Annotated in this window: 21 protein-coding genes; 13 read left to right on the top strand and 8 right to left on the bottom strand. The window is 54.2% G+C overall.

Annotated features, from left to right (window positions below; translation table 11 throughout):
- Positions 1 to 5 precede the first annotated feature (5 nt).
- The 9 genes from infB (at position 6) to mtr (ending at position 11,597) form a co-directional block, all read left to right on the top strand.
- Positions 6 to 2,696, top strand: coding sequence for a translation initiation factor IF-2 (gene infB / locus OGV98_RS02925; RefSeq protein ID WP_003844847.1), 2,691 nt, complete (start codon positions 6 to 8; stop codon positions 2,694 to 2,696).
- Positions 2,697 to 2,842: 146 nt separating this feature from the next.
- Entirely contained in the window at positions 2,843 to 3,247 is a 405-nt protein-coding gene (rbfA, locus tag OGV98_RS02920; RefSeq protein ID WP_003024988.1) for a 30S ribosome-binding factor RbfA, read from the top strand.
- Entirely contained in the window at positions 3,247 to 4,191 is a 945-nt protein-coding gene (gene truB, locus OGV98_RS02915) for a tRNA pseudouridine(55) synthase TruB (RefSeq protein WP_003024986.1), read from the top strand. The genes rbfA and truB overlap by 1 nt, the downstream gene beginning before the upstream one ends.
- 273 nt (positions 4,192 to 4,464) lie before the next feature.
- Complete coding sequence (gene rpsO / locus OGV98_RS02910) at positions 4,465 to 4,734, top strand: 30S ribosomal protein S15 (protein WP_000059465.1); 270 nt, start codon at positions 4,465 to 4,467, stop codon at positions 4,732 to 4,734.
- A 246-nt stretch (positions 4,735 to 4,980) separates the two neighbouring features.
- Complete coding sequence (pnp, locus tag OGV98_RS02905; RefSeq protein WP_003024984.1) at positions 4,981 to 7,113, top strand: polyribonucleotide nucleotidyltransferase; 2,133 nt, start codon at positions 4,981 to 4,983, stop codon at positions 7,111 to 7,113.
- A gap of 109 nt (positions 7,114 to 7,222) precedes the next feature.
- Positions 7,223 to 8,107 carry a lipoprotein NlpI gene (nlpI, locus tag OGV98_RS02900; RefSeq protein ID WP_003024982.1) on the top strand — a complete coding sequence of 295 codons (885 nt, stop codon included), beginning with the start codon at positions 7,223 to 7,225 and terminating at the stop codon, positions 8,105 to 8,107.
- 106 nt (positions 8,108 to 8,213) lie between these two features.
- Complete coding sequence (yrbN, locus tag OGV98_RS02895) at positions 8,214 to 8,294, top strand: protein YrbN (protein ID WP_010723222.1); 81 nt, start codon at positions 8,214 to 8,216, stop codon at positions 8,292 to 8,294.
- On the top strand, positions 8,287 to 10,215 hold the full coding sequence (locus OGV98_RS02890; RefSeq protein ID WP_003839970.1) for a DEAD/DEAH family ATP-dependent RNA helicase: 1,929 nt from the start codon (positions 8,287 to 8,289) through the stop codon (positions 10,213 to 10,215). The genes yrbN and OGV98_RS02890 overlap by 8 nt, the downstream gene beginning before the upstream one ends.
- 137 nt (positions 10,216 to 10,352) lie before the next feature.
- A complete protein-coding gene (mtr, locus tag OGV98_RS02885; protein WP_054528824.1) occupies positions 10,353 to 11,597 on the top strand; it encodes a tryptophan permease in 1,245 nt (414 codons plus the stop codon).
- An 87-nt stretch (positions 11,598 to 11,684) separates the two neighbouring features.
- Here mtr and OGV98_RS02880 read toward each other — a convergent pair whose 3' ends face one another.
- From OGV98_RS02880 to ubiU, 3 genes are all read right to left on the bottom strand, one after another.
- Entirely contained in the window at positions 11,685 to 12,692 is a 1,008-nt protein-coding gene (locus OGV98_RS02880; RefSeq protein WP_032950308.1) for a luciferase-like monooxygenase, read from the bottom strand.
- A 78-nt stretch (positions 12,693 to 12,770) separates the two neighbouring features.
- The gene (locus tag OGV98_RS02875) at positions 12,771 to 13,649 is read right to left on the bottom strand and encodes a U32 family peptidase (protein ID WP_003844853.1); all 879 of its coding nucleotides are present in this window, start codon (positions 13,647 to 13,649) and stop codon (positions 12,771 to 12,773) included.
- Positions 13,650 to 13,657: 8 nt separating this feature from the next.
- Positions 13,658 to 14,653, bottom strand: a complete 996-nt coding sequence (ubiU, locus tag OGV98_RS02870; RefSeq protein WP_003839981.1) for a ubiquinone anaerobic biosynthesis protein UbiU — start codon at positions 14,651 to 14,653, stop codon at positions 13,658 to 13,660.
- Between the two features lie 220 nt (positions 14,654 to 14,873).
- Here ubiU and ubiT point away from each other — a divergent pair, with 220 nt between their 5' ends.
- Both ubiT and OGV98_RS02860 read left to right on the top strand, forming a co-directional pair.
- A complete protein-coding gene (gene ubiT / locus OGV98_RS02865; protein WP_003024968.1) occupies positions 14,874 to 15,398 on the top strand; it encodes a ubiquinone anaerobic biosynthesis accessory factor UbiT in 525 nt (174 codons plus the stop codon).
- Complete coding sequence (locus tag OGV98_RS02860; RefSeq protein WP_003024966.1) at positions 15,392 to 15,895, top strand: GNAT family N-acetyltransferase; 504 nt, start codon at positions 15,392 to 15,394, stop codon at positions 15,893 to 15,895. Before ubiT ends, OGV98_RS02860 begins: the two co-directional genes overlap by 7 nt.
- On the opposite strand, the gene OGV98_RS02855 is transcribed toward OGV98_RS02860, so the two are convergent.
- The gene (locus OGV98_RS02855; protein WP_088169154.1) at positions 15,882 to 16,190 is read right to left on the bottom strand and encodes a GIY-YIG nuclease family protein; all 309 of its coding nucleotides are present in this window, start codon (positions 16,188 to 16,190) and stop codon (positions 15,882 to 15,884) included. The two genes, OGV98_RS02860 and OGV98_RS02855, sit on opposite strands and share 14 nt — an antisense overlap.
- A 43-nt stretch (positions 16,191 to 16,233) precedes the next feature.
- On the opposite strand from OGV98_RS02855, the gene OGV98_RS02850 reads away from it, so the two are divergent.
- Both OGV98_RS02850 and OGV98_RS02845 read left to right on the top strand, forming a co-directional pair.
- The gene (locus OGV98_RS02850; protein WP_044714511.1) at positions 16,234 to 16,662 is read left to right on the top strand and encodes a YhbP family protein; all 429 of its coding nucleotides are present in this window, start codon (positions 16,234 to 16,236) and stop codon (positions 16,660 to 16,662) included.
- A gap of 37 nt (positions 16,663 to 16,699) precedes the next feature.
- Entirely contained in the window at positions 16,700 to 17,335 is a 636-nt protein-coding gene (locus OGV98_RS02845; RefSeq protein ID WP_121540484.1) for an NAD-dependent epimerase/dehydratase family protein, read from the top strand.
- A 93-nt stretch (positions 17,336 to 17,428) separates the two neighbouring features.
- Here OGV98_RS02845 and dolP read toward each other — a convergent pair whose 3' ends face one another.
- The 4 genes from dolP to OGV98_RS02825 are packed head-to-tail and all read right to left on the bottom strand — an operon-like array spanning position 17,429 to position 21,043.
- Positions 17,429 to 18,004 carry a division/outer membrane stress-associated lipid-binding lipoprotein gene (gene dolP / locus OGV98_RS02840; RefSeq protein WP_003024954.1) on the bottom strand — a complete coding sequence of 192 codons (576 nt, stop codon included), beginning with the start codon at positions 18,002 to 18,004 and terminating at the stop codon, positions 17,429 to 17,431.
- Positions 18,005 to 18,013: 9 nt separating this feature from the next.
- Complete coding sequence (gene diaA, locus OGV98_RS02835) at positions 18,014 to 18,604, bottom strand: DnaA initiator-associating protein DiaA (RefSeq protein ID WP_003024948.1); 591 nt, start codon at positions 18,602 to 18,604, stop codon at positions 18,014 to 18,016.
- 34 nt (positions 18,605 to 18,638) lie between these two features.
- The gene (locus tag OGV98_RS02830; RefSeq protein WP_003024946.1) at positions 18,639 to 19,034 is read right to left on the bottom strand and encodes a YraN family protein; all 396 of its coding nucleotides are present in this window, start codon (positions 19,032 to 19,034) and stop codon (positions 18,639 to 18,641) included.
- Complete coding sequence (locus OGV98_RS02825; protein WP_202580965.1) at positions 18,992 to 21,043, bottom strand: penicillin-binding protein activator; 2,052 nt, start codon at positions 21,041 to 21,043, stop codon at positions 18,992 to 18,994. The genes OGV98_RS02830 and OGV98_RS02825 overlap by 43 nt, the downstream gene beginning before the upstream one ends.

Here is a 21,043-nt window from a genome sequence, read left to right as displayed (position 1 = left end):
ACAGTATGACAGATGTAACCGTAAAAACGCTGGCTGCAGAGATACAGACTTCCGTGGATCGCCTGGTACAGCAATTTGCTGATGCCGGTATCCCGAAGTCTGCTGACGACTCTGTGTCCGCACAAGAGAAACAAACCTTACTGGCGCATTTGAACCGTGAAAACGGCTCAGCGCCGGATAAGTTGACATTGCAGCGTAAAACGCGCAGTACTCTCAATATTCCAGGTACCGGTGGAAAAAGCAAATCGGTACAAATCGAAGTCCGCAAGACACGCACCTTTGTGAAACGCGATCCGCAAGAGGCTGAACGCCTTGCCGCGGAAGAGCAGGCGCAGCGTGAAGCGGAAGAGCAAGCCCGTCGTGAGGCAGAAGAAGCTGCCAAACGCGAGGCGCAACAAAAAGCCGAACGTGAGGCCGCAGAACAAGCTAAGCGTGAAGCCGCTGATAAAGCGAAACGTGAAGCTGCGGAAAAAGACAAAGTGAGCAATCAACAGACCGACGATATGACTAAAACCGCCCAGGCCGAAAAAGCCCGCCGTGAAAATGAAGCCGCAGAACTGAAGCGTAAAGCGGAAGAAGAAGCACGTCGCAAGCTTGAAGAAGAAGCGCGCCGCGTAGCGGAAGAAGCTCGCCGTATGGCGGAAGAAAACGAGAAAAATGGTGTGAATAACGTTGAACCTGTCGAAGACACCAGCGATTATCACGTCACCACTTCTCAGCATGCTCGCCAGGCTGAAGACGAGAACGATCGTGAAGTCGAAGGCGGTCGTGGTCGTACTCGCAGCACTAAAGCAGCGCGTCCGGCGAAGAAAGGCAACAAACACGCTGAATCTAAAGCTGACCGTGAGGAAGCACGTGCAGCGGTTCGCGGCGGTAAAGGCGGTAAGCAGCGTAAAGGTTCCGCTCTGCAGCAGGGCTTCCAGAAGCCAGCTCAGGCCGTTAACCGTGACGTTGTGATCGGCGAAACCATCACCGTTGGCGATCTGGCGAACAAAATGGCAGTTAAAGGCTCTCAGGTCATCAAAGCGATGATGAAACTGGGCGCAATGGCTACCATTAACCAGGTCATCGACCAGGAAACCGCACAGTTGGTTGCCGAAGAGATGGGCCACAAAGTTATCCTGCGTCGTGAAAACGAGCTGGAAGAAGCGGTAATGAGCGACCGTGACACCGGTGCTGCGGCTGAACCGCGCGCACCAGTTGTGACCATCATGGGTCACGTTGACCACGGTAAAACCTCTCTGCTGGACTACATTCGTTCTACGAAAGTGGCCTCTGGCGAAGCAGGCGGCATTACTCAGCACATCGGTGCGTACCACGTTGAAACTGACAACGGTATGATCACCTTCCTGGATACCCCGGGTCACGCCGCGTTTACCTCCATGCGTGCTCGTGGTGCTCAGGCAACGGATATCGTTGTTCTGGTTGTTGCTGCAGACGACGGCGTGATGCCGCAGACTATCGAAGCTATCCAGCACGCGAAAGCGGCAGGTGTGCCGGTGGTGGTTGCAGTCAACAAAATCGATAAGCCGGAAGCGGATCCAGATCGCGTTAAAAACGAACTGTCCCAGTACGGCATCATGCCGGAAGAGTGGGGCGGCGAGAGCCAGTTCGTTCACGTTTCTGCGAAAGCGGGTACCGGTATCGACGAACTGCTGGATGCTATCCTGCTGCAGGCCGAAGTACTGGAACTGAAAGCTGTGCGTAAAGGCATGGCGAGCGGCGCGGTTATCGAATCCTTCCTGGATAAAGGTCGTGGTCCGGTTGCTACCGTACTGGTGCGTGAAGGTACGCTGCACAAAGGCGACATCGTACTGTGTGGCTTCGAATACGGTCGCGTTCGTGCTATGCGTAACGAACTGGGTCAGGAAGTACTGGAAGCAGGTCCGTCCATTCCGGTGGAAATCCTCGGTCTGTCCGGTGTTCCGGCTGCAGGTGACGAAGTTACTGTCGTTCGTGACGAGAAGAAAGCCCGTGAAGTTGCACTGTATCGTCAGGGCAAATTCCGTGAAGTCAAACTGGCTCGTCAGCAGAAATCTAAACTCGAGAACATGTTCGCTAACATGACCGAAGGCGAAGTTCACGAAGTGAACGTCGTCCTGAAGGCTGACGTTCAGGGTTCTGTAGAAGCGATTTCCGACTCTTTACTGAAACTGTCTACCGACGAAGTCAAAGTGAAGATCATCGGTTCTGGCGTAGGTGGTATCACCGAAACCGACGCGACCCTGGCTGCGGCATCCAACGCGATTCTGGTTGGCTTCAACGTCCGTGCTGATGCCTCTGCACGTAAAGTTATCGAATCTGAAAGCCTGGATCTGCGTTACTACTCCGTCATCTATCATCTGATCGACGAAGTGAAAGCAGCGATGAGCGGCATGCTGTCTCCGGAGCTGAAACAGCAGATCATTGGTCTGGCTGAAGTTCGTGATGTGTTCAAATCACCGAAATTCGGCGCTATCGCAGGCTGTATGGTTACCGAAGGCACGATTAAACGTCACAACCCTATCCGCGTTCTGCGCGACAACGTGGTTATCTATGAAGGCGAGCTGGAATCCCTGCGTCGCTTCAAAGATGACGTTAACGAAGTCCGTAACGGCATGGAATGTGGTATCGGCGTTAAGAACTACAACGACGTTCGCGTTGGCGATATGATCGAAGTGTTCGAGATTATCGAGATCCAACGTACTATCGCTTAATCTTCGTCGTCTTTTGGGCCGCAATTTGCAGCCCAAAATCCTTAGAAGATGATTAGGTGTAGGCCGGGTAAGCGAAGCGCCACCCGGCAAGAAATTTAAAAAGGGGCTGATAGCCCCTTTTTTGTCTTTATTCTGGAGAATTTATTATGGCGAAAGAATTTGGTCGCCCGCAGCGTGTCGCGCAAGAGATGCAGAAAGAGATCGCACTCATCCTGCAACGCGAAATCAAAGACCCGCGTGTTGGTATGATGACCACCGTATCGGGTGTTGAGATGTCTCGTGATCTGGCATATGCCAAAGTATTCGTGACTTTCCTCAACGATCAGGACGAAGCTGCTGTGAAAAACGGCATCAAGGCACTGCAGGAAGCCTCTGGTTTTATCCGTTCTCTGCTGGGTAAAGCCATGCGTCTGCGTATCGTGCCTGAGCTGACCTTCTTCTACGACAACTCGTTGGTTGAAGGGATGCGCATGTCCAACCTGGTGACCAGCGTGGTGAAACATGACGATGAGCGTCGTGTGAACCCAGCGGACGACAGCAAGGAGGACTGATGAGTCGTCCTCGTCGTCGTGGTCGCGACATTCACGGTGTCCTGCTGCTGGATAAGCCGCAGGGCATGTCCAGCAATGATGTACTGCAAAAAGTAAAACGCATCTACAATGCCAATCGCGCAGGACATACCGGCGCACTGGATCCGCTGGCGACAGGCATGCTGCCAATCTGCCTCGGTGAAGCGACTAAGTTTTCACAGTATTTGCTGGATTCTGACAAACGCTATCGTGTGGTTGCCCGTCTGGGCCAGCGTACAGACACTTCCGATGCCGATGGGCAAATCGTGCAGGAACGTCCGGTAACCTTCACCGCAGAACAACTGGCGAGCGCGCTGGAAACTTTCCGCGGCGATATCGAGCAGATCCCGTCAATGTATTCGGCGCTGAAGTATCAGGGTAAGAAGCTGTACGAATATGCGCGTCAGGGTATTGAAGTGCCGCGTGAAGCGCGACCGATTACCGTCTATGAGCTGCTGTTTATCCGTCACGAAGGTAACGAACTGGAGCTGGAAGTTCACTGTTCCAAAGGCACCTATATTCGCACCATTGTTGACGATCTGGGTGAGAAGTTGGGCTGCGGCGCGCACGTCACGTATCTGCGTCGTTTGACGGTCAGCAAGTATCCGGTGGATCGAATGGTGACGCTGGAACATCTGCGTGAGCTGGTTGAACAGGCCGAGCAGCAGAACATTCCGGCGGCACAGCTGCTTGATCCTTTGCTGATGCCAATGGACAGTCCAGCATCGGACTATCCTGTTGTTAATTTGCCTTTAACATCCTCGGTTTACTTTAAAAACGGTAACCCGGTACGGACATCAGGCGCGCCGCTGGAAGGGCTGGTCCGCGTGACGGAAGGCGATGACGGCAAGTTTATCGGCATGGGGGAGATGGACGATGAAGGTCGTGTCGCCCCCCGTCGCCTGGTGGTTGAGTATCCTGCATAGCGCTCTCTGTCTTGCGATAAAAGGGCACTGCGAGTAGAATACTGCCGCTTAACGTCGCGTAAATTGTTTAACAATCTACGCGACGTATACACAAAATCATTCGAGCTGCATCAAGGCGGCAAGTCTGAGAATCCTTAGGAGCTTACTTAGATAAGTGACTGAGGTGAGCGGACGCAGCCAACGCAGAGTCAGTTTGAAGGATAAAGTGTATACACTGGGATAGCTGAATTAGAGATCGGCATCCTTTCATTCTTAACACTTTGGAGTTTTAAAATGTCTCTAAGTACTGAAGCTACCGCTAAAATCGTTTCTGAGTTTGGTCGTGATGCAAACGACACCGGTTCTACCGATGTTCAGGTTGCACTGTTGACTGCACAGATTAACCACCTGCAGGGCCACTTTGCAGAGCACAAAAAAGATCACCACAGCCGTCGTGGTCTGCTGCGCATGGTTTCTCAGCGTCGTAAACTGCTCGACTACCTGAAACGTAAAGATGTTGCACGTTACACCGCGCTGATCGAGCGTCTGGGTCTGCGTCGCTAATTCTTTCGAGTTTCAGAAAGAGGGGGCCTTCATGGCCCCTTTTTTCCAGCAGATGGCAGCAATTCGCTGGAAACTAATGTATTGTTGCTATGAATGATCTTCCGTTGCAGAGGTTCGCGCGGCTAATGAGAGGCTTTACTCATGCTTATGGGTTAGGGTTGTCATTAGTCGCGAGGATGCGCAGAAGATCGGGTATTAACGATGGCGCAAAATGTGCCGTCAAAAAAATAGAGAAAGGATATTATTTTGCTTAATCCGATCGTTCGTAAATTCCAGTACGGTCAGCATACCGTTACGCTGGAAACCGGCATGATGGCGCGTCAGGCGACTGCCGCTGTTATGGTTAGCATGGATGACACCGCGGTATTCGTTACCGTTGTTGGCCAGAAAAAAGCGAAACCAGGCCAGGACTTTTTCCCGCTGACCGTTAACTATCAGGAGCGTACCTACGCTGCTGGCCGTATCCCGGGTAGCTTCTTCCGTCGTGAAGGCCGTCCGAGCGAAGGCGAAACCCTGATCGCGCGTCTGATTGACCGCCCGGTTCGCCCGCTGTTCCCGGAAGGCTTCGTGAACGAAGTTCAGGTTATCGCGACCGTTGTTTCCGTTAACCCGCAGGTTAACCCGGACATCGTGGCAATGATTGGTGCATCTGCTGCGCTGACTCTGTCTGGTATTCCATTCAACGGCCCGATCGGTGCTGCACGTGTTGGTTACATCAATGACCAGTACGTACTGAACCCGACTCAGGACGAACTGAAAGAAAGCAAGCTGGACCTGGTTGTTGCGGGTACTGAAGCAGCCGTACTGATGGTTGAATCCGAAGCAGAACTGCTGAGCGAAGATCAGATGCTGGGTGCTGTTGTGTTCGGTCACGAACAGCAGCAGGTTGTGATTCAGGCTATCAACGAGCTGGCGAAAGAAGCTGGCAAACCGCGTTGGGACTGGCAGCCAGAAGCCGTCAACGAAGCGCTGAACGCACGCGTTGCCGCACTGGCAGAAGCTCGCCTGAGCGATGCTTACCGCATCACCGACAAACAAGAGCGTTATGCTCAGGTTGACGTAATCAAATCTGAAACCATCGCGACTCTGGTGGCTGAAGACGAAACCCTGGACGCTAACGAACTGGGTGAAATCCTGCACGCTATCGAGAAAAACGTTGTTCGTAGCCGCGTACTGGCAGGCGAGCCGCGCATCGATGGCCGTGAAAAAGACATGATCCGTGGTCTGGACGTGCGTACTGGCGTTCTGCCGCGTACCCACGGCTCCGCACTGTTCACCCGTGGCGAAACTCAGGCGCTGGTTACTGCGACCCTGGGCACCACTCGTGATGCGCAGAACCTTGACGAACTGATGGGCGAGCGCACTGACAACTTCCTGTTCCACTACAACTTCCCTCCGTACTGCGTAGGTGAAACCGGTATGGTCGGTTCTCCGAAGCGTCGTGAGATTGGTCACGGCCGTCTGGCGAAACGTGGCGTACTGGCAGTAATGCCGGAACTGGATAAATTCCCGTACACCGTGCGTGTGGTTTCTGAAATCACCGAATCTAACGGTTCTTCTTCCATGGCTTCCGTATGTGGTGCTTCCCTGGCGCTGATGGACGCAGGCGTGCCGATCAAAGCCGCCGTTGCGGGTATCGCGATGGGTCTGGTGAAAGAAGGCGACAACTTTGTTGTTCTGTCTGACATCCTGGGCGACGAAGACCACCTGGGCGATATGGACTTCAAAGTGGCGGGTTCCCGCGACGGTATCTCTGCACTGCAGATGGATATCAAAATTGAAGGTATCACCAAAGAGATCATGCAGGTTGCTCTGAACCAGGCTAAAGGTGCGCGTCTGCACATCCTGGGTGTGATGGAACAAGCGATCAACGCACCGCGTGGCGATATCTCTGAATTTGCTCCGCGTATCCACACCATCAAGATCAGCCCGGACAAGATCAAAGACGTTATCGGTAAAGGCGGTTCTGTTATCCGTGCTCTGACCGAAGAAACCGGCACCACCATTGAAATCGAAGATGATGGTACCGTGAAGATTGCTGCGACTGACGGCGAAAAAGCGAAATATGCTATCCGTCGTATCGAAGAGATCACCGCAGAGATCGAAGTAGGCCGTATCTACAATGGTAAAGTGACCCGTATCGTTGACTTTGGCGCATTCGTTGCCATCGGTGGCGGTAAAGAAGGTCTGGTACACATCTCTCAGATCGCTGATAAGCGCGTTGAGAAAGTGACCGACTACCTGCAGATGGGCCAGGAAGTACCGGTCAAAGTTCTGGAAGTTGATCGCCAGGGCCGTGTACGTCTGAGCATTAAAGAAGCAACTGAGCAGTCTCAGCCTGCAGGCGAACCGGAAGCTCCGGCAAGCCAGGGCGAGTAAGGTTGCCATTGCCCTCCGTGAAAGCGGAGGGCCTTTAACCCGGCAGGATGCCTTGTTAGCAACCGGGGAACCTGGACGTTCATTCAATCGTTGTCTTCGGGAGTGGGAAATGAAGCCTTTTTTGCGCTGGTGTTTCGTTGCGACAGCACTCACGCTGGCTGGATGCAGTAATTCCGCCTGGCGAAAGAGTGAAGTCCTCGCAGTACCATTGCAACCGACTTTGCAGCAGGAAGTGATTCTGGCACGTATGGAACAAATTCTTGCCAGTCGGGCTTTAACCGATGACGAACGCGCACAGCTTTTATATGAGCGCGGAGTGTTGTATGATAGTCTCGGTCTGAGGGCACTGGCGCGAAATGATTTTTCACAAGCGCTGGCAATCCGACCAGATATGCCTGAAGTATTCAATTACTTAGGTATATATTTAACGCAGGCAGGCAATTTTGATGCTGCCTATGAAGCGTTTGATTCTGTACTTGAGCTTGATCCAACTTACAACTACGCGCACTTAAATCGCGGTATCGCATTGTATTACGGCGGTCGCGACAAGTTAGCGCAAGATGATCTGCTAGCGTTTTATCAAGACGATCCCAATGATCCTTTCCGTAGTCTGTGGCTTTATCTCGCCGAGCAGAAGCTCGATGAGAAGCAGGCGAAAGAAGCGTTGAAGCAACGCTTTGAGAAATCGGATAAAGAGCAATGGGGATGGAACATTGTCGAGTTCTACCTGGGCAACATTAGCGAAGCAACGCTGATGGAACGCCTGAAGGCGGACGCAACGGATAACACCTCGCTCGCTGAGCATCTCAGTGAAACCAACTTCTATTTAGGTAAGTACTACCTAAGTCTGGGGGATTTGGACAACGCTACGGCATTGTTCAAACTGGCGGTGGCTAACAACGTTCATAACTTTGTTGAGCACCGATACGCATTGTTGGAATTATCGCTCCTGGGCCAGGACCAAGATGACCTGGCAGAATCGGACCAGCAATAGCTGACGTACACATCAGCCCGTAATCTTTTTTGATTGCCATCACCTTCACGGGTGAGGGCGTTGTTGTTCGTTAATACACCTACTTTGAGCCGGTTCACACTTTTCAATGAAAATTGCAGATCAATTTCATGATGAGTTATGTAGACTGGCCGCCATTAATTTTGAGGCACACGTACTACATGGCTGAATTCGAAACCACTTTTGCAGATCTGGGCCTGAAGGCTCCTATCCTTGAAGCCCTTAACGATCTGGGTTACGAAAAACCATCTCCAATCCAGGCAGAGTGCATTCCGCATCTGCTGGGCGGTCGCGATGTTCTGGGTATGGCCCAGACGGGTAGCGGCAAAACTGCAGCGTTCTCTTTACCGCTGCTCAACAATCTTGATCCTGAGCTGAAGGCACCTCAGATTCTGGTGCTGGCACCGACCCGCGAACTGGCGGTTCAGGTTGCAGAAGCCATGACGGATTTCTCTAAACACATGCGCGGCGTGAACGTGGTTGCCCTGTACGGCGGCCAGCGTTATGACGTGCAATTACGTGCCCTGCGTCAGGGACCACAGATCGTCGTCGGTACGCCGGGCCGTCTGCTGGATCACCTGAAGCGCGGTACTCTGGACCTCTCCAAACTGAGCGGTCTGGTACTGGACGAAGCTGACGAAATGCTGCGTATGGGCTTCATCGAAGACGTTGAAACCATCATGGCGCAGATCCCGGAAGGTCATCAGACCGCTCTGTTCTCTGCAACCATGCCGGAAGCGATTCGTCGTATTACCCGTCGCTTTATGAAAGAGCCGCAGGAAGTACGCATTCAGTCCAGCGTTACCACGCGTCCTGACATCAGCCAGAGCTACTGGACTGTGTGGGGCATGCGTAAAAATGAAGCGCTGGTGCGTTTCCTGGAAGCAGAAGATTTTGATGCGGCGATTATCTTCGTTCGTACCAAAAATGCGACCCTGGAAGTGGCAGAAGCGCTGGAGCGTAGCGGTTATAGCAGCGCTGCACTGAACGGCGACATGAACCAGTCCCTGCGTGAGCAGACTCTGGAACGTCTGAAAGATGGCCGCCTGGATATCCTGATTGCTACCGACGTTGCGGCCCGTGGCCTGGACGTTGAGCGTATCAGCCTGGTTGTTAACTACGACATCCCGATGGATTCCGAGTCTTACGTTCACCGTATCGGCCGTACCGGTCGTGCGGGTCGTGCTGGCCGTGCGCTGCTGTTCGTTGAGAACCGTGAGCGTCGTCTGCTGCGTAACATCGAACGCACTATGAAGCTGACGATTCCGGAAGTAGAACTGCCGAACGCAGAACTGCTGGGCAAACGCCGTCTGGAAAAATTCGCCGCTAAAGTACAGCAGCAGCTGGAAAGCAGCGATCTGGATCAGTACCGTGCTCTGCTGGCGAAAATGCAGCCGGAAGAAGAGCTGGATATCGAAACGCTGGCAGCCGCACTGCTGAAAATGGCTCAGGGCGAACGTCCGCTGATCCTGCCGCCAGATGCACCAATGCGTCCGAAACGCGAATTCCGCGATCGTGATGACCGTGGTCCGCGCGATCGTAACGATCGTGGCCCTCGTGACCGTAATGACCGTGGTGGTGAAGATCGTCCGCGTCGTGAACGTCGTGACGTTGGTGACATGCAGCTGTACCGCATTGAAGTGGGCCGTGATGACGGTGTTGAAGTTCGTCATATCGTTGGCGCGATTGCTAACGAAGGCGATATCAGCAGCCGTTACATCGGTAACATCAAGCTGTTTGCTTCCCACTCCACCATCGAGCTGCCGAAAGGTATGCCGGGCGACGTGCTGCAGCACTTTACCCGTACTCGCATCCTGAACAAGCCGATGAACATGCAGTTGGTTGGCGATGCAGTTCCGCACACCGGTGGTGAGCGTCGTGGCGGTGGACGTTTCAGCGGTGAGCGTCGTGAAGGTGGTCGCGGTGAAGGTCGTGGCTTTAGCGGTGAACGTCGTGAAGGCGGTCGTGGTGATGGTCGTCGTTTTAGCGGCGAACGTCGTGAAGGCAATCGTGGTCCGCGTCGTGACGATTCTTCTGCTCCGCGTCGTGATGACTCCGCTGGTCGTCGTCGTTTCGGCGGTGACGCATAAGTTTCGCTGCGTAAAGTAATATATACAGCCCCGATCTCAACAATCGGGGCTTTTTTTATTTCATTTGTACTCGTGTACTGGTACAGTGCGGCACATTGAGATGTAGTCACAATATAAATGACTGGAGAGATGGCTAAATGGCAACACTAACCACCACCCAAACGTCACCTTCGCTGCTCGGCGGCGTGGTGATTATCGGCGGCACCATTATTGGCGCGGGGATGTTTTCTCTGCCAGTGGTCATGTCCGGGGCGTGGTTTTTCTGGTCAATGGCGGCGCTGATCTTCACCTGGTTCTGCATGCTGCACTCCGGGCTGATGATCCTTGAAGCTAACCTCAATTACCGCATTGGCTCCAGTTTTGACACCATCACGAAAGATCTGCTGGGTAAAGGTTGGAACGTAGTGAACGGCATCTCGATCGCCTTCGTTCTCTATATCCTGACTTACGCCTATATCTCAGCGAGCGGGTCGATTCTGCATCACACCTTCTCCGAGATGTCGCTGAATGTTCCGGCGCGCGCGGCAGGTCTTGGCTTTGCGCTGCTGGTGGCATTTGTGGTGTGGTTAAGCACCAAAGCGGTTAGCCGCATGACGGCGATTGTGCTGGGCGCAAAGGTGATTACCTTTTTCCTGACCTTCGGCAGTCTGCTGGGACATGTTACGCCCACTACGCTGTTTAACGTGGCACAAAGCAATGCTTCGTATACACCGTATCTGCTGATGACGCTGCCGTTTTGTCTGGCTTCATTCGGCTATCACGGCAACGTCCCGAGCCTGATGAAGTACTACGGCAAAGATCCGAAGACCATCGTTAAGTGTCTGGTGTACGGCACGTTGCTGGCGCTGGTGCTATATACCGTATGGTTGCTGGGAACGATGGGCAACATTCCGCGTCCAGAGTTTATCGGTATCGCGCAACAGGGCGGTAACATTGATGTGCTGGTACAGGCACTGAGCGGCGTACTAAACAGCCGCAGTCTTGATCTGCTGCTGGTGGTGTTCTCTAACTTTGCGGTGGCGAGTTCATTCCTCGGCGTTACGCTCGGTCTGTTTGACTATCTGGCGGATCTGTTTGGCTTTGATGACTCAGCAGTGGGACGTTTCAAAACGGCATTGCTGACGTTTGTCCCGCCAATTATCGGTGGCCTGCTATGGCCGAACGGTTTCCTGTACGCCATCGGCTATGCAGGACTCGCAGCAACCATATGGGCTGCCATTGTTCCGGCGCTGCTGGCCCGTAAATCCCGCGAGCGTTTCGGTAGCCCGAAATTCCGTGTCTGGGGCGGTAAGCCGATGATTGCGCTGATCCTGGTGTTCGGTATCGGCAACGCGGTTATCCATATTCTGTCGAGCGTGGATCTGTTACCGGTCTATCAGTAAAACCGTTGCCCGGTAGCGCTACGCTTACCGGGCCTACAGTACCGTGTAGGCCGGATAAGGCGTAGCCGCCATCAGGCACAAACCGCGCTACCCCAACAATTCCTGCTTCACATCCATCGCCAAATCAAACGAATGTAGACGTGCCTGATGATCAAAAATCTGGCCGTTAACCATAATTTCATCGGCCTGGGTTTCACGCAAAATGGCATCAAGACCGTGACGCACTTTTGCCTTATCACCAACCAGCGACATGCTCAGCGCCTGTTGTACGCCGTACTGTTCTGAAGCGGACCACAGCTGATGCATATTCTCTACCGGCGGTGGTAGCTGGCCCGTTTCGCCACGACGCAGTTTCATAAACGCCTGCTGCATCGAGGTGAAAAGAAACTCGGCGTCGCGATTGCTGTCAGCGGCAATGATGTTGATGCACACCATTGCATACGGCTTTGCCAGCCGCGCTGAGGGTTTGAACTGGGTGCGATACAGATGCAGCGCCTGATGCAGCATATCCGGAGCAAAATGCGAGGCGAAGGCAAACGGCAGGCCGAGCTGGGCCGCCAACTGTGCGCTGTACAGGCTGGAGCCTAATAACCAGACCGGGATCTGCTCGCCGTAGCCGGGAACCGGGCGTACATGGGGGTTAGGATCGCGGGCGTCGAACCAGTCCACCAGTTCAGCGACGTCGCGTGGGAAGTTATCGATATCACCGCTCATATGGCGGCGCAGCGCACGCATCGTTGGCTGATCGCTCCCCGGCGCGCGGCCAAGCCCAAGATCGATGCGTCCCGGATACAGCGTATTCAGGGTACCGAACTGCTCGGCGATCACCAGCGGCGAATGGTTGGGCAGCATCACGCCGCCAGACCCGAGATGCAGCGTGGTGGTATTAGCAGCCAGATAGCCAATCAGCACTGAGGTTGCGGCGCTGGCGATACCGACCATGTTGTGATGTTCTGCCAGCCAGTAGCGGTGGTAGCCGCGCTTTTCGGCCAGTCGGGCGAGATCAAGCGAGTGCGTGAAGGCCTCTTTTGCCGAAGAACCTTCAGGGATCGGTGCCAGATCCAGCACCGAGAACGGAATAGTTTTGTCAGTCATAACGGCTCACTTTGTTACCGGTTAATCTTTTAATACTGCATTAAAATTTGATTACCGTTGTTAACAAAGTGAGCTTTTTTACGCCTGCAGCTCCAGACCAGCCAGTCGCTTCCAATAGCCGTTGCAGTCACTGTGGGCGGCAAGCGGTAATGGAGCACTGCCATTTTCATTGGCACGGAAGGCGTCAAGCATGGCGAATGTCTCTGTCCCCAGCGGGGAAAGGCGCACAATATCAACCAGCCCCTGCATCGATGTCAGCTCGTTACCGAGGTTGTAGACATAGCCGCTCATGGTCTGGATCCCGTTGAGCACAAAGACCTGCTGATTCTCCTGCGACAGCACATCACGCCCGTTGGGATATTTAATGCAGCAGGTTTCGCACTCGTCTTTAGGCTTATCTTCGGAACGTGCGGTAAAGCAGCGGGCAGAGTAGGCCAGCGGTAAATGCCCATAACTCAGCACTTCGGTTTCAAACTGGTCGCGAATACCCAGTTCGTCGCACTGGTTGAGCAGGTTCACCAGCCAGTCGCGGGATAACTCTACCGGCATACACCAGCGCACCATGCCCTGCTTGAGCAGAATACGCAGCGTGACGGCGTTGTAGCAGTTGAGCGCGTGCCCGGCGACAAACGGCAGCTTACGCTCGGCGCACATATTCACCACGCCGAGATCGCTGGCTTCCAACAGGAAGTCGCCGTTTTCGACATAGCGCTTCAGCTCTCCCAGTTCAGAGGAAGCCTGCACCAGCGCCAGCGTCGACAGCACCACCTGCTTACCGCTACCGGCGAGAGACTTCGCCATATCCAGCCAGTCGCCCACTTTGGTCGCACGGCGTTTGCTGCATACCGCTTCGCCAAGATAGATAACGTCAGCATGACTGGCGGCGGCCTGCTGGTAAAAATCTTCCAGCGTTTCTTTCGACCAGTAGTAGAGCACGGGTCCTAATGAATATTTCATTGCTTTTCTCACTGCCATTTACGGTGATACGCGCCAAGCGTGGTCTGCGTGCCTTCGGACATTGAACCGAGCGTTTCCATCCACGCGGCCTGCGGGACGTAGTTTTGCGGGTCGGCCATACAGCGGTCGATTGCCTGACGCCACACTTTCGCCACCTGGCTAACGTAAGCCGGGCTGCGCTGGCGACCTTCGATTTTCACCGAGGCAATATTGGCAGCCAGCAGTTCCGGCAGCAGTTCGAGCGTGTTGAGGCTGGTGGGTTCTTCCAGCGCATGGTAGCGCTCGCCATCCACCAGGTAGCGCCCTTTACACAGCGTTGGATACCCGGCGTTTTCGCCATCCTGGTAGCGATCAATCAGCACTTCGTTCAGGCGAGATTCCAGACCCTGTGGGGTCTGCTGCCAGCGCACAAAACGGGCAGGGGAGCAGGCACCGACGGTATTAGGAGATTCGCCCGTCAGGTAAGACGAAAGATAGCAACGGCCTTCCGCCATAATGCACAAGCTGCCAAAGGCGAACACTTCCAGGGGAACTGGTGTGACGCGAGCAAGTTGCTTCACCTGATGAATAGACAGCACGCGCGGCAGAACCACGCGGGCGACGTCAAAGTTGCGATGGTAGAAATTAATCGCCTCTTCATTGGTTGCAGATGCCTGAACAGAGACATGGCGCTCAATATGCGGGTAGCGCTCTGCGGCATACTCAAGCATGGCGAGGTCGGCGAGGATCAGCGCGTCTGCACCCAGTTGCGCTGCCATATCAACGGCACGCTGCCAGCGTGCGTAACCATCCGGGTGCGCAAAGGTGTTAATCGCAATGTGCAGCTTACGGCGATGTTGATGAACGAAACTCACCGCTTCCTGCAATTTTTTCTCGGTAAAATTAAGGCCGGCGAAATGACGGGCGTTGGTATCATCTTTCAGCCCGATGTAGACAGCATCAGCGCCGTTCTCGATGGCCGCCTTAAGCGCCGGGAGGTTTCCGGCAGGGCAGAGCAGCTCCATAATTTATCCTGAACGTTGCGCCATGTAGGGCGCAGAAATGTTAACGAAGAGGGATTTTAGTTAACCTTGCTGAGACAATTTTTGATTTGAGGCAGTTAAAGTCGTATTGGTGACACCAATAAAGAGGTAACAATTTCGTAGCGAATTGTTGATTTATGCCGCTATGTCGTTTATTTGATATGGCAAAATAGCAGGACTATTGAAACAGGGAGTAAAGCTCGTGTTGGATAAACTGCGTTCACGCTTAGTACATTTAGGTCCTTCTCTGATGAGTGTACCGGTTAAACTGACGCCCTTTGCGCTGAAGCGCCAGGTTCTGGAGCAGGTCCTGAGCTGGCAGTTTAGTCAGGCGCTGGCCGATGGGGAGCTGGAGTTTCTCGAAGGTCGCTGGCTGAGCATTCATGTGCGTGACATTGACCTCAAATGGTATACCTCTGTTGAGAACGATAAACTTATCGTCAGCCAGAATGCAGATGCGGATGTGAGTTTTAGCGCCGATGCCAGCGATCTCCTGATGATCGTGGCCCGCAAGCAGGATCCGGATACGCTTTTCTTCCAGCGTCGCCTGGTGATTGAAGGTGATACAGAATTAGGGCTATACGTAAAAAATCTGATGGATGCCATCGAACTGGAGCAGATGCCTAAAGCGTTGCGCGTCATGCTGATGCAGTTGGCGGATTTTGTTGAGGCGGGGATGAAAACGTCGCCAGAAACCAAACAGACCTCGGTAGGTGAGCCATGCTGATTCGAGTTGAGATTCCCATTGATGCCCCTGGTATTGATGCGTTGCTGCGCCGTTCATTTGAGAGCGATGCGGAAGCAAAATTAGTCCACGACCTGCGTGAAGATGGTTTCTTAACGTTGGGTTTGGTTGCTACCGATGATGAAGGTCAGGTAGTGGGTTACGTCGCGTTCAGTCCTGTCGATGTTCAGGGTGAAGATCTGCAATGGGTCGGCATGGCGCCGCTCGCGGTGGATGAAAACTACCGGGGGCAGGGCCTGGCGCGTCAACTGGTCTATGAAGGACTCGATTCCCTGAACGAGTTTGGCTACGCCGCGGTGGTTACGCTGGGCGATCCGGCACTGTACAGCCGCTTTGGCTTTGAGCTGGCAGCGCATCATGACCTGCGTTGCCGCTGGCCGGGCACCGAAAGCGCGTTCCAGGTTCATCGCCTGGCGGACGATGCGCTGGAGGGCGTGACGGGCCTGGTGGAATACCACGACCACTTCAATCGTTTTTAACATCCGGGGCTTGCAGGCTGCTCAGTAGAGCTTCAAGCCCTTCGCCTTCTACAAGGCGCTCTTTCTGACGCTTTGTGAGCTGTTTGACGCGATACTCTATGCGCAGGGCCAGCGAACGGTCGCCAACTTGCGCCGCAAATGCCAACGTGAGTTCCCCCTTTCCACGTAGCGCCTTCGCGCCTTTCCCACTTTGATGCTGCTTATAGCGGCGCTGCACATCGGTGGTTATTCCGGTGTATAAGGCGTTGTCAGCGGTACGGATCAGGTACAGATACCAGGGTGTCATTGTCACCATCGACGTGATAATTTTCAGACCTACAGTATAAAAGAGAACACAAATGGAAACACTGACTGCGGTGTCTCGCTGGCTGGCAAAACAGCACGTCGTGACCTGGTGCGTACACCATGAAGGTGAATTGTGGTGCGCCAATGCGTTTTACCTGTTTGATGCGCAGAAGATGGCATTCTATGTGCTGACCGAAGATAAAACGCGCCATGCGCAAATGTCCGGGCCGCGCGCACCGATTGCCGGCACGGTAAATGGGCAGCCCAAAACGGTCGCCCTGATTCGTGGCGTGCAGTTTAAGGGTGAGATTCGCCGTCTTGAAGGGCTGGAGAGTGAAGCCGCGCGTAACGCCTACAACCGCCGTTTCCCTGTCGCCAGAATGTTGCCAGCGCCCGTGTGGGAGATTCGACTGGATGAAGTCAAATTCACGGACAACACGCTGGGCTTCGGTAAAAAGATGCACTGGCTACGTGATCTATAGTTAAAAGAGTGATTGAAGCGTCAGGGGAAAATAAACGATGAGCCAGGTGTTAATAACCGGTGCAACGGGTCTGGTGGGTGGACATTTATTGCGGATGCTACTGAATGAACCCCGGATCAATGCCATTACGGTGCCGACGCGTCGACCGCTGGCTGATACGGTTGGCATCTATAATCCCCACGATCCGCAGCTAACCGATGCTCTGGCGCAGGTTACCGATCCGGTCGATATTGTCTTTTGTTGTCTGGGAACGACCCGACGTGAAGCGGGCAGCAAAGAAGCATTTATCCACGCTGACTATACGCTGGTAGTGGATACAGCTCTGACGGGGCGTCGGCTGGGGGCACAGCATATGCTGGTGGTGAGTTCGATGGGCGCTAATGCCAATTCACCGTTTTTTTATAACCGGGTGAAAGGTGAAATGGAGCAGGCGCTGATTGCGCAGAATTGGCCTCGGCTGACCATTGCCCGGCCTTCAATGCTACTAGGTGATAGGGACAAACAGCGGGCGAATGAGATGTTTTTAGCGCCGTTGTTCAGGCTGCTGCCGGGTAACTGGAAGTCGATTGAAGCGCGCGATGTTGCGCGGGCAATGTTGGCAGAAGCGCTGGCGCCTGGGCATGAAGGGGTTTCGATCCTGACCTCTTCCGAGTTACGCGAAAGGGCTAAATAAAATGCCGGATGGCGCTGACGCTTATCCGACCTACAAACGATAACGTCCTGTAGGCCGGATAAGACGCTCAGGCGTCGCTATCCGGCATCAGTATTACTTAATAAACGTAAAGGCCGTCGTGACGCGTTTCACGCCGCTTACCCGGCTGGCGATGTCTGCCGCCGCCTTCGCTTCGCGTTCGGTCACCAGACCTAACAGGAACACTTCTCCATTCTCGGTCGTGACTTTCACGTTAGAGGATTTCACCTGATCGCTGGTCAGTAACTGGGAACGTACTTTGGTGGTTATCCAGGTATCGTTGGACGCATCGCCCAGACCGATTGGCTGGCCCTGACGGATCTCATTAAAGACCTCAGTCGTACCTTCTACGCCCATCGCAATCTGTTTTGCTCGTGCAGACAGTTCGCTATTTGGCGACTGACCGACCAGCAGCACTTTACCCTGATATGCGCTCACGTTGATTCGCGCTTCTTTCTTGATCTGGGCATCTTTCGACAACGCCGTATTGACGCGTAATTCCAGGGTTCCATCATCTACCTGGGTGCCGACGCTGCGAGGATCCGTCGCGGCTTTGGTGCCGACAGCAGCAGTTCCGACAACGGCAGCAGCGACACAACCTTGCAGCAGCAGTGCAGCGATAATCACAGCAAGCGGCGAAAATGCCTTCATGTGTACTCCTTAATCATCCTGGTGAGGGAAAAGCGTGTTATCGATGAGATCGCAAAGGCAGTTGACCGTCAGCATGTGCATTTCCTGAACGCGGGCGCTGTGGTGTGAGGGGATACGGATTTCAACATCCTGCGGCCCCAGTAATCCGGCCAGTTCCCCTCCGTCATACCCTGTCAGCGCGACGATTGTCATGTCGCGTGTCACGGCGGCTTCAACGGCTTTTACGATATCGCGGCTATTACCACGCGTAGAGATTGCCAGCAGAACATCTCCTGCATGTCCCAGCGCACGGACTTGTTTTGCATAAACTTCGTCGTGCAGGCGATCGTTGGCAATCGCAGTTAAGACCACATTATCAGTGTTTAGTGCAATCGCAGGTAAACTTGGGCGTTCTGTTTCAAAACGATTGATCATGCTGGCAGCAAAATGCTGTGCGTTGGCAGCGGACGTCCCATTACCACAACAGAGAATTTTGTTGCCATTGAGCAGGGACTGAACCAGCGTCATGGCGGCACGGGAGATCGCATCCGGAAGTGCTTCAGCCGCAGCTATCTGAGTTTGAATGCTTTCTGTAAAGCAGACTTTAATTCTATCTAACACGCTAATCCTTAAGAACCAGGCTCTGAATCTTCAACTATGAGCGGTCGTTGAACGCGTCCTTAAACCACTCAACATCATTTCCGGTGAAGGCTAACACATCGAACCGGCAATCCACAGTATCAAAACTCCCATTGTGGCGCGCAAGCCACAAGCGGGCGGTCTGTAATAATTTGTGTTGTTTGCTCCGGGTCACACTCGCCGCTGCGCCGCCAAACTGGGCCGAGCGCCGATAGCGGACTTCAACAAAGACGGTGGTGCTGCCTTCACGCATTATCAGGTCGATTTCGCCGCCACGTTCACGCACGTTGGCGGCGATAAAATGCAGTCCCTTGCTTTGCAGCCAGTCACGCGCGGTGGATTCCCACGCGTCACCGGTCTGTTTACTCGTTAACTGGCGGGGACGACTTGTCCTTGCTGGTATTTGAGCCATGATAACTTCCTGTTAATCACACAATCTGGCGTTGCGGTTAAGGCCCCGGTGTTGCCGTTAATTTCGAAACCCTGTACCTGACGCATTTGCGAGAAGTGGTTGGCAAGTGACCAGGCATCGACGCCCATCGCATACATACGTGCCAGTGAGTAGTCGTTACGAACCGCGCCAAGCGCCTGCTGCATGAGAGGAGCGTTAGCACCTGCCAGCATCGGTATTTCGCTGTACTGCAAGCCTTCCATCTCCAGACGGAAATCCGGGCCAGCAGTTCCCTGCGCGCTACGGGAGCTGGCGTACAGCGTCGCTCCGCTCTGGCTGCCGTTGCGCATAGCGATCATCGGCTTAATAAAGGCAATTTCTTCCGGCGTCGCCAGAATATACACGGCATCAACACGGCCGCTGCCGCCGGTGATCTGCGCATCGGTGGGCGCAGCCGGAATCGTCAGGCCGCCAATCGTCACGCCAGGTTGCGCAGGTACAGAGGAGGCTACCGGGCTGCCCGTCAGGGAAATTCCCGAGCCGCCGTTTACGCCCATTTTCAGCTCGGCGGTGGAGCCAAACTTCTGCTGCAACACTACGCCGCCGCCCAGCTTTTGCCATTCCTGTGCAAAGGCGTTGGCAACGCGATCGCCTAATGAACTCCGAGGGATCAACAACAGCGGCGTCTGTTTTCCTTGATCGCGGATGTGACGCGCGGCGTCGCGCGCTTCATCTTCTGGCGACAAAGCGAAGTAGCAGACGTTCGGCAGGTTTTTCACCGATTCCGGCTGATTAAGTGCCAGCACGTTTAATGGCGTATTGCTTTTCATCAGCTCTTCAACATTATTCTTCAGCAGTGGGCCAACCACGATGCTGGCACCATCCTGCTGAACCTGAGTCAGGATTTGGTTCAGAGGCTGTGATGAAGTGTCGTAGATTTTCAGCTCTGCTGATGGATTCGCCGGTGCGCTGGCGGTTGTTAGCTGAGCGGGTGCTGCGGGCTGCGCAGCAGGTGTTTCTGGCTGAGCTGGCGTCTCGTTGGTCAGATCGCTTACTGACGCCTGAGAAGGGCTGGCAACGCCGTCAGTCGTTTGCGGCTGTTCTGTGGTCGTCGCAGCTGTTGTATCCGCAGCAGGCGCAGCTACCGCAGGGGCCGCTACGGGTTGAGTACCCATATTTTTCGCCGCTTCAAAGCCTTGCTGAATAGTCCGGCCAAATACAGCGGCCTGACCGTTCAGCGGCAGCAGCAGCGCAATTTTGCTGGTGGAGGCGGGCTTAAAGCTCTGGACGTTAACCAACTGCGTTGGCAGTATTTTTGCGCCCGGGTTTTGCGGATAACGTTTCTGCCAGTCCGCAATACCGGCTTTCATCATGTCTGGATCGTTACGGTTATCGAACCAGACGCGCTGGAGATCCAACCAGCCTTGCAGCACGTTTTCATCCGCATTGATGACCAGTGCCTGTGCTTGCTCCTGGGTCATGGATGACAGCGCCTGCCAGGTGGCATCGATGTTTTTCTGCTTAGCATTCGCGGCCAGCAGCGGTTCCTGAGCGATCAGCGCGCGCAGTAGTGTCAACGATGGGCGACCCTGGTTGACGTCGATTTGCGCCTGCCAGTATCTGGCCTGCTGGTTTTGATCGAAATCGGCAGGAGTGAGTTTATCCAGCAGGGCCTGAGCGCCAGCGATATCTTTCTGTGCGAGCTTGATCTCGACGGCCAGCAGAGACTGCTCACGACGCTGAGTGTCGTTTAGTTTCTGCGGCAGCTGGTTGAACAGCTCGCTAGCCTGCTGGCTCTTGCCTTCTTTCAGCAGTGCACGAATGGCAAGTAATTGCCAGTTGGTCTTGCTATCATCTGAGCTTTGCTGCATTTGTTGCAGATAAAAGCCGGAATCAGCCTGCGCAGTGCCCTGCATATGGGCTGCACTCTGGTCTGGCGCCTGGGTGCCACAGCCTGCGAAAATCAGTGCTGCCAGAATGACTGGTAGCGCGCGCGCGGCTTTCAAACGAGAAAATGTTGAGGGTACCAT

It is taken from the genome of Citrobacter sp. Cf136 (assembly GCF_030333815.1).
Classification (GTDB): domain Bacteria; phylum Pseudomonadota; class Gammaproteobacteria; order Enterobacterales; family Enterobacteriaceae; genus Citrobacter; species Citrobacter freundii.
Note: the sequence above shows the minus strand (reverse complement) of the source record. Positions and strands in the feature narration are given on the sequence as shown.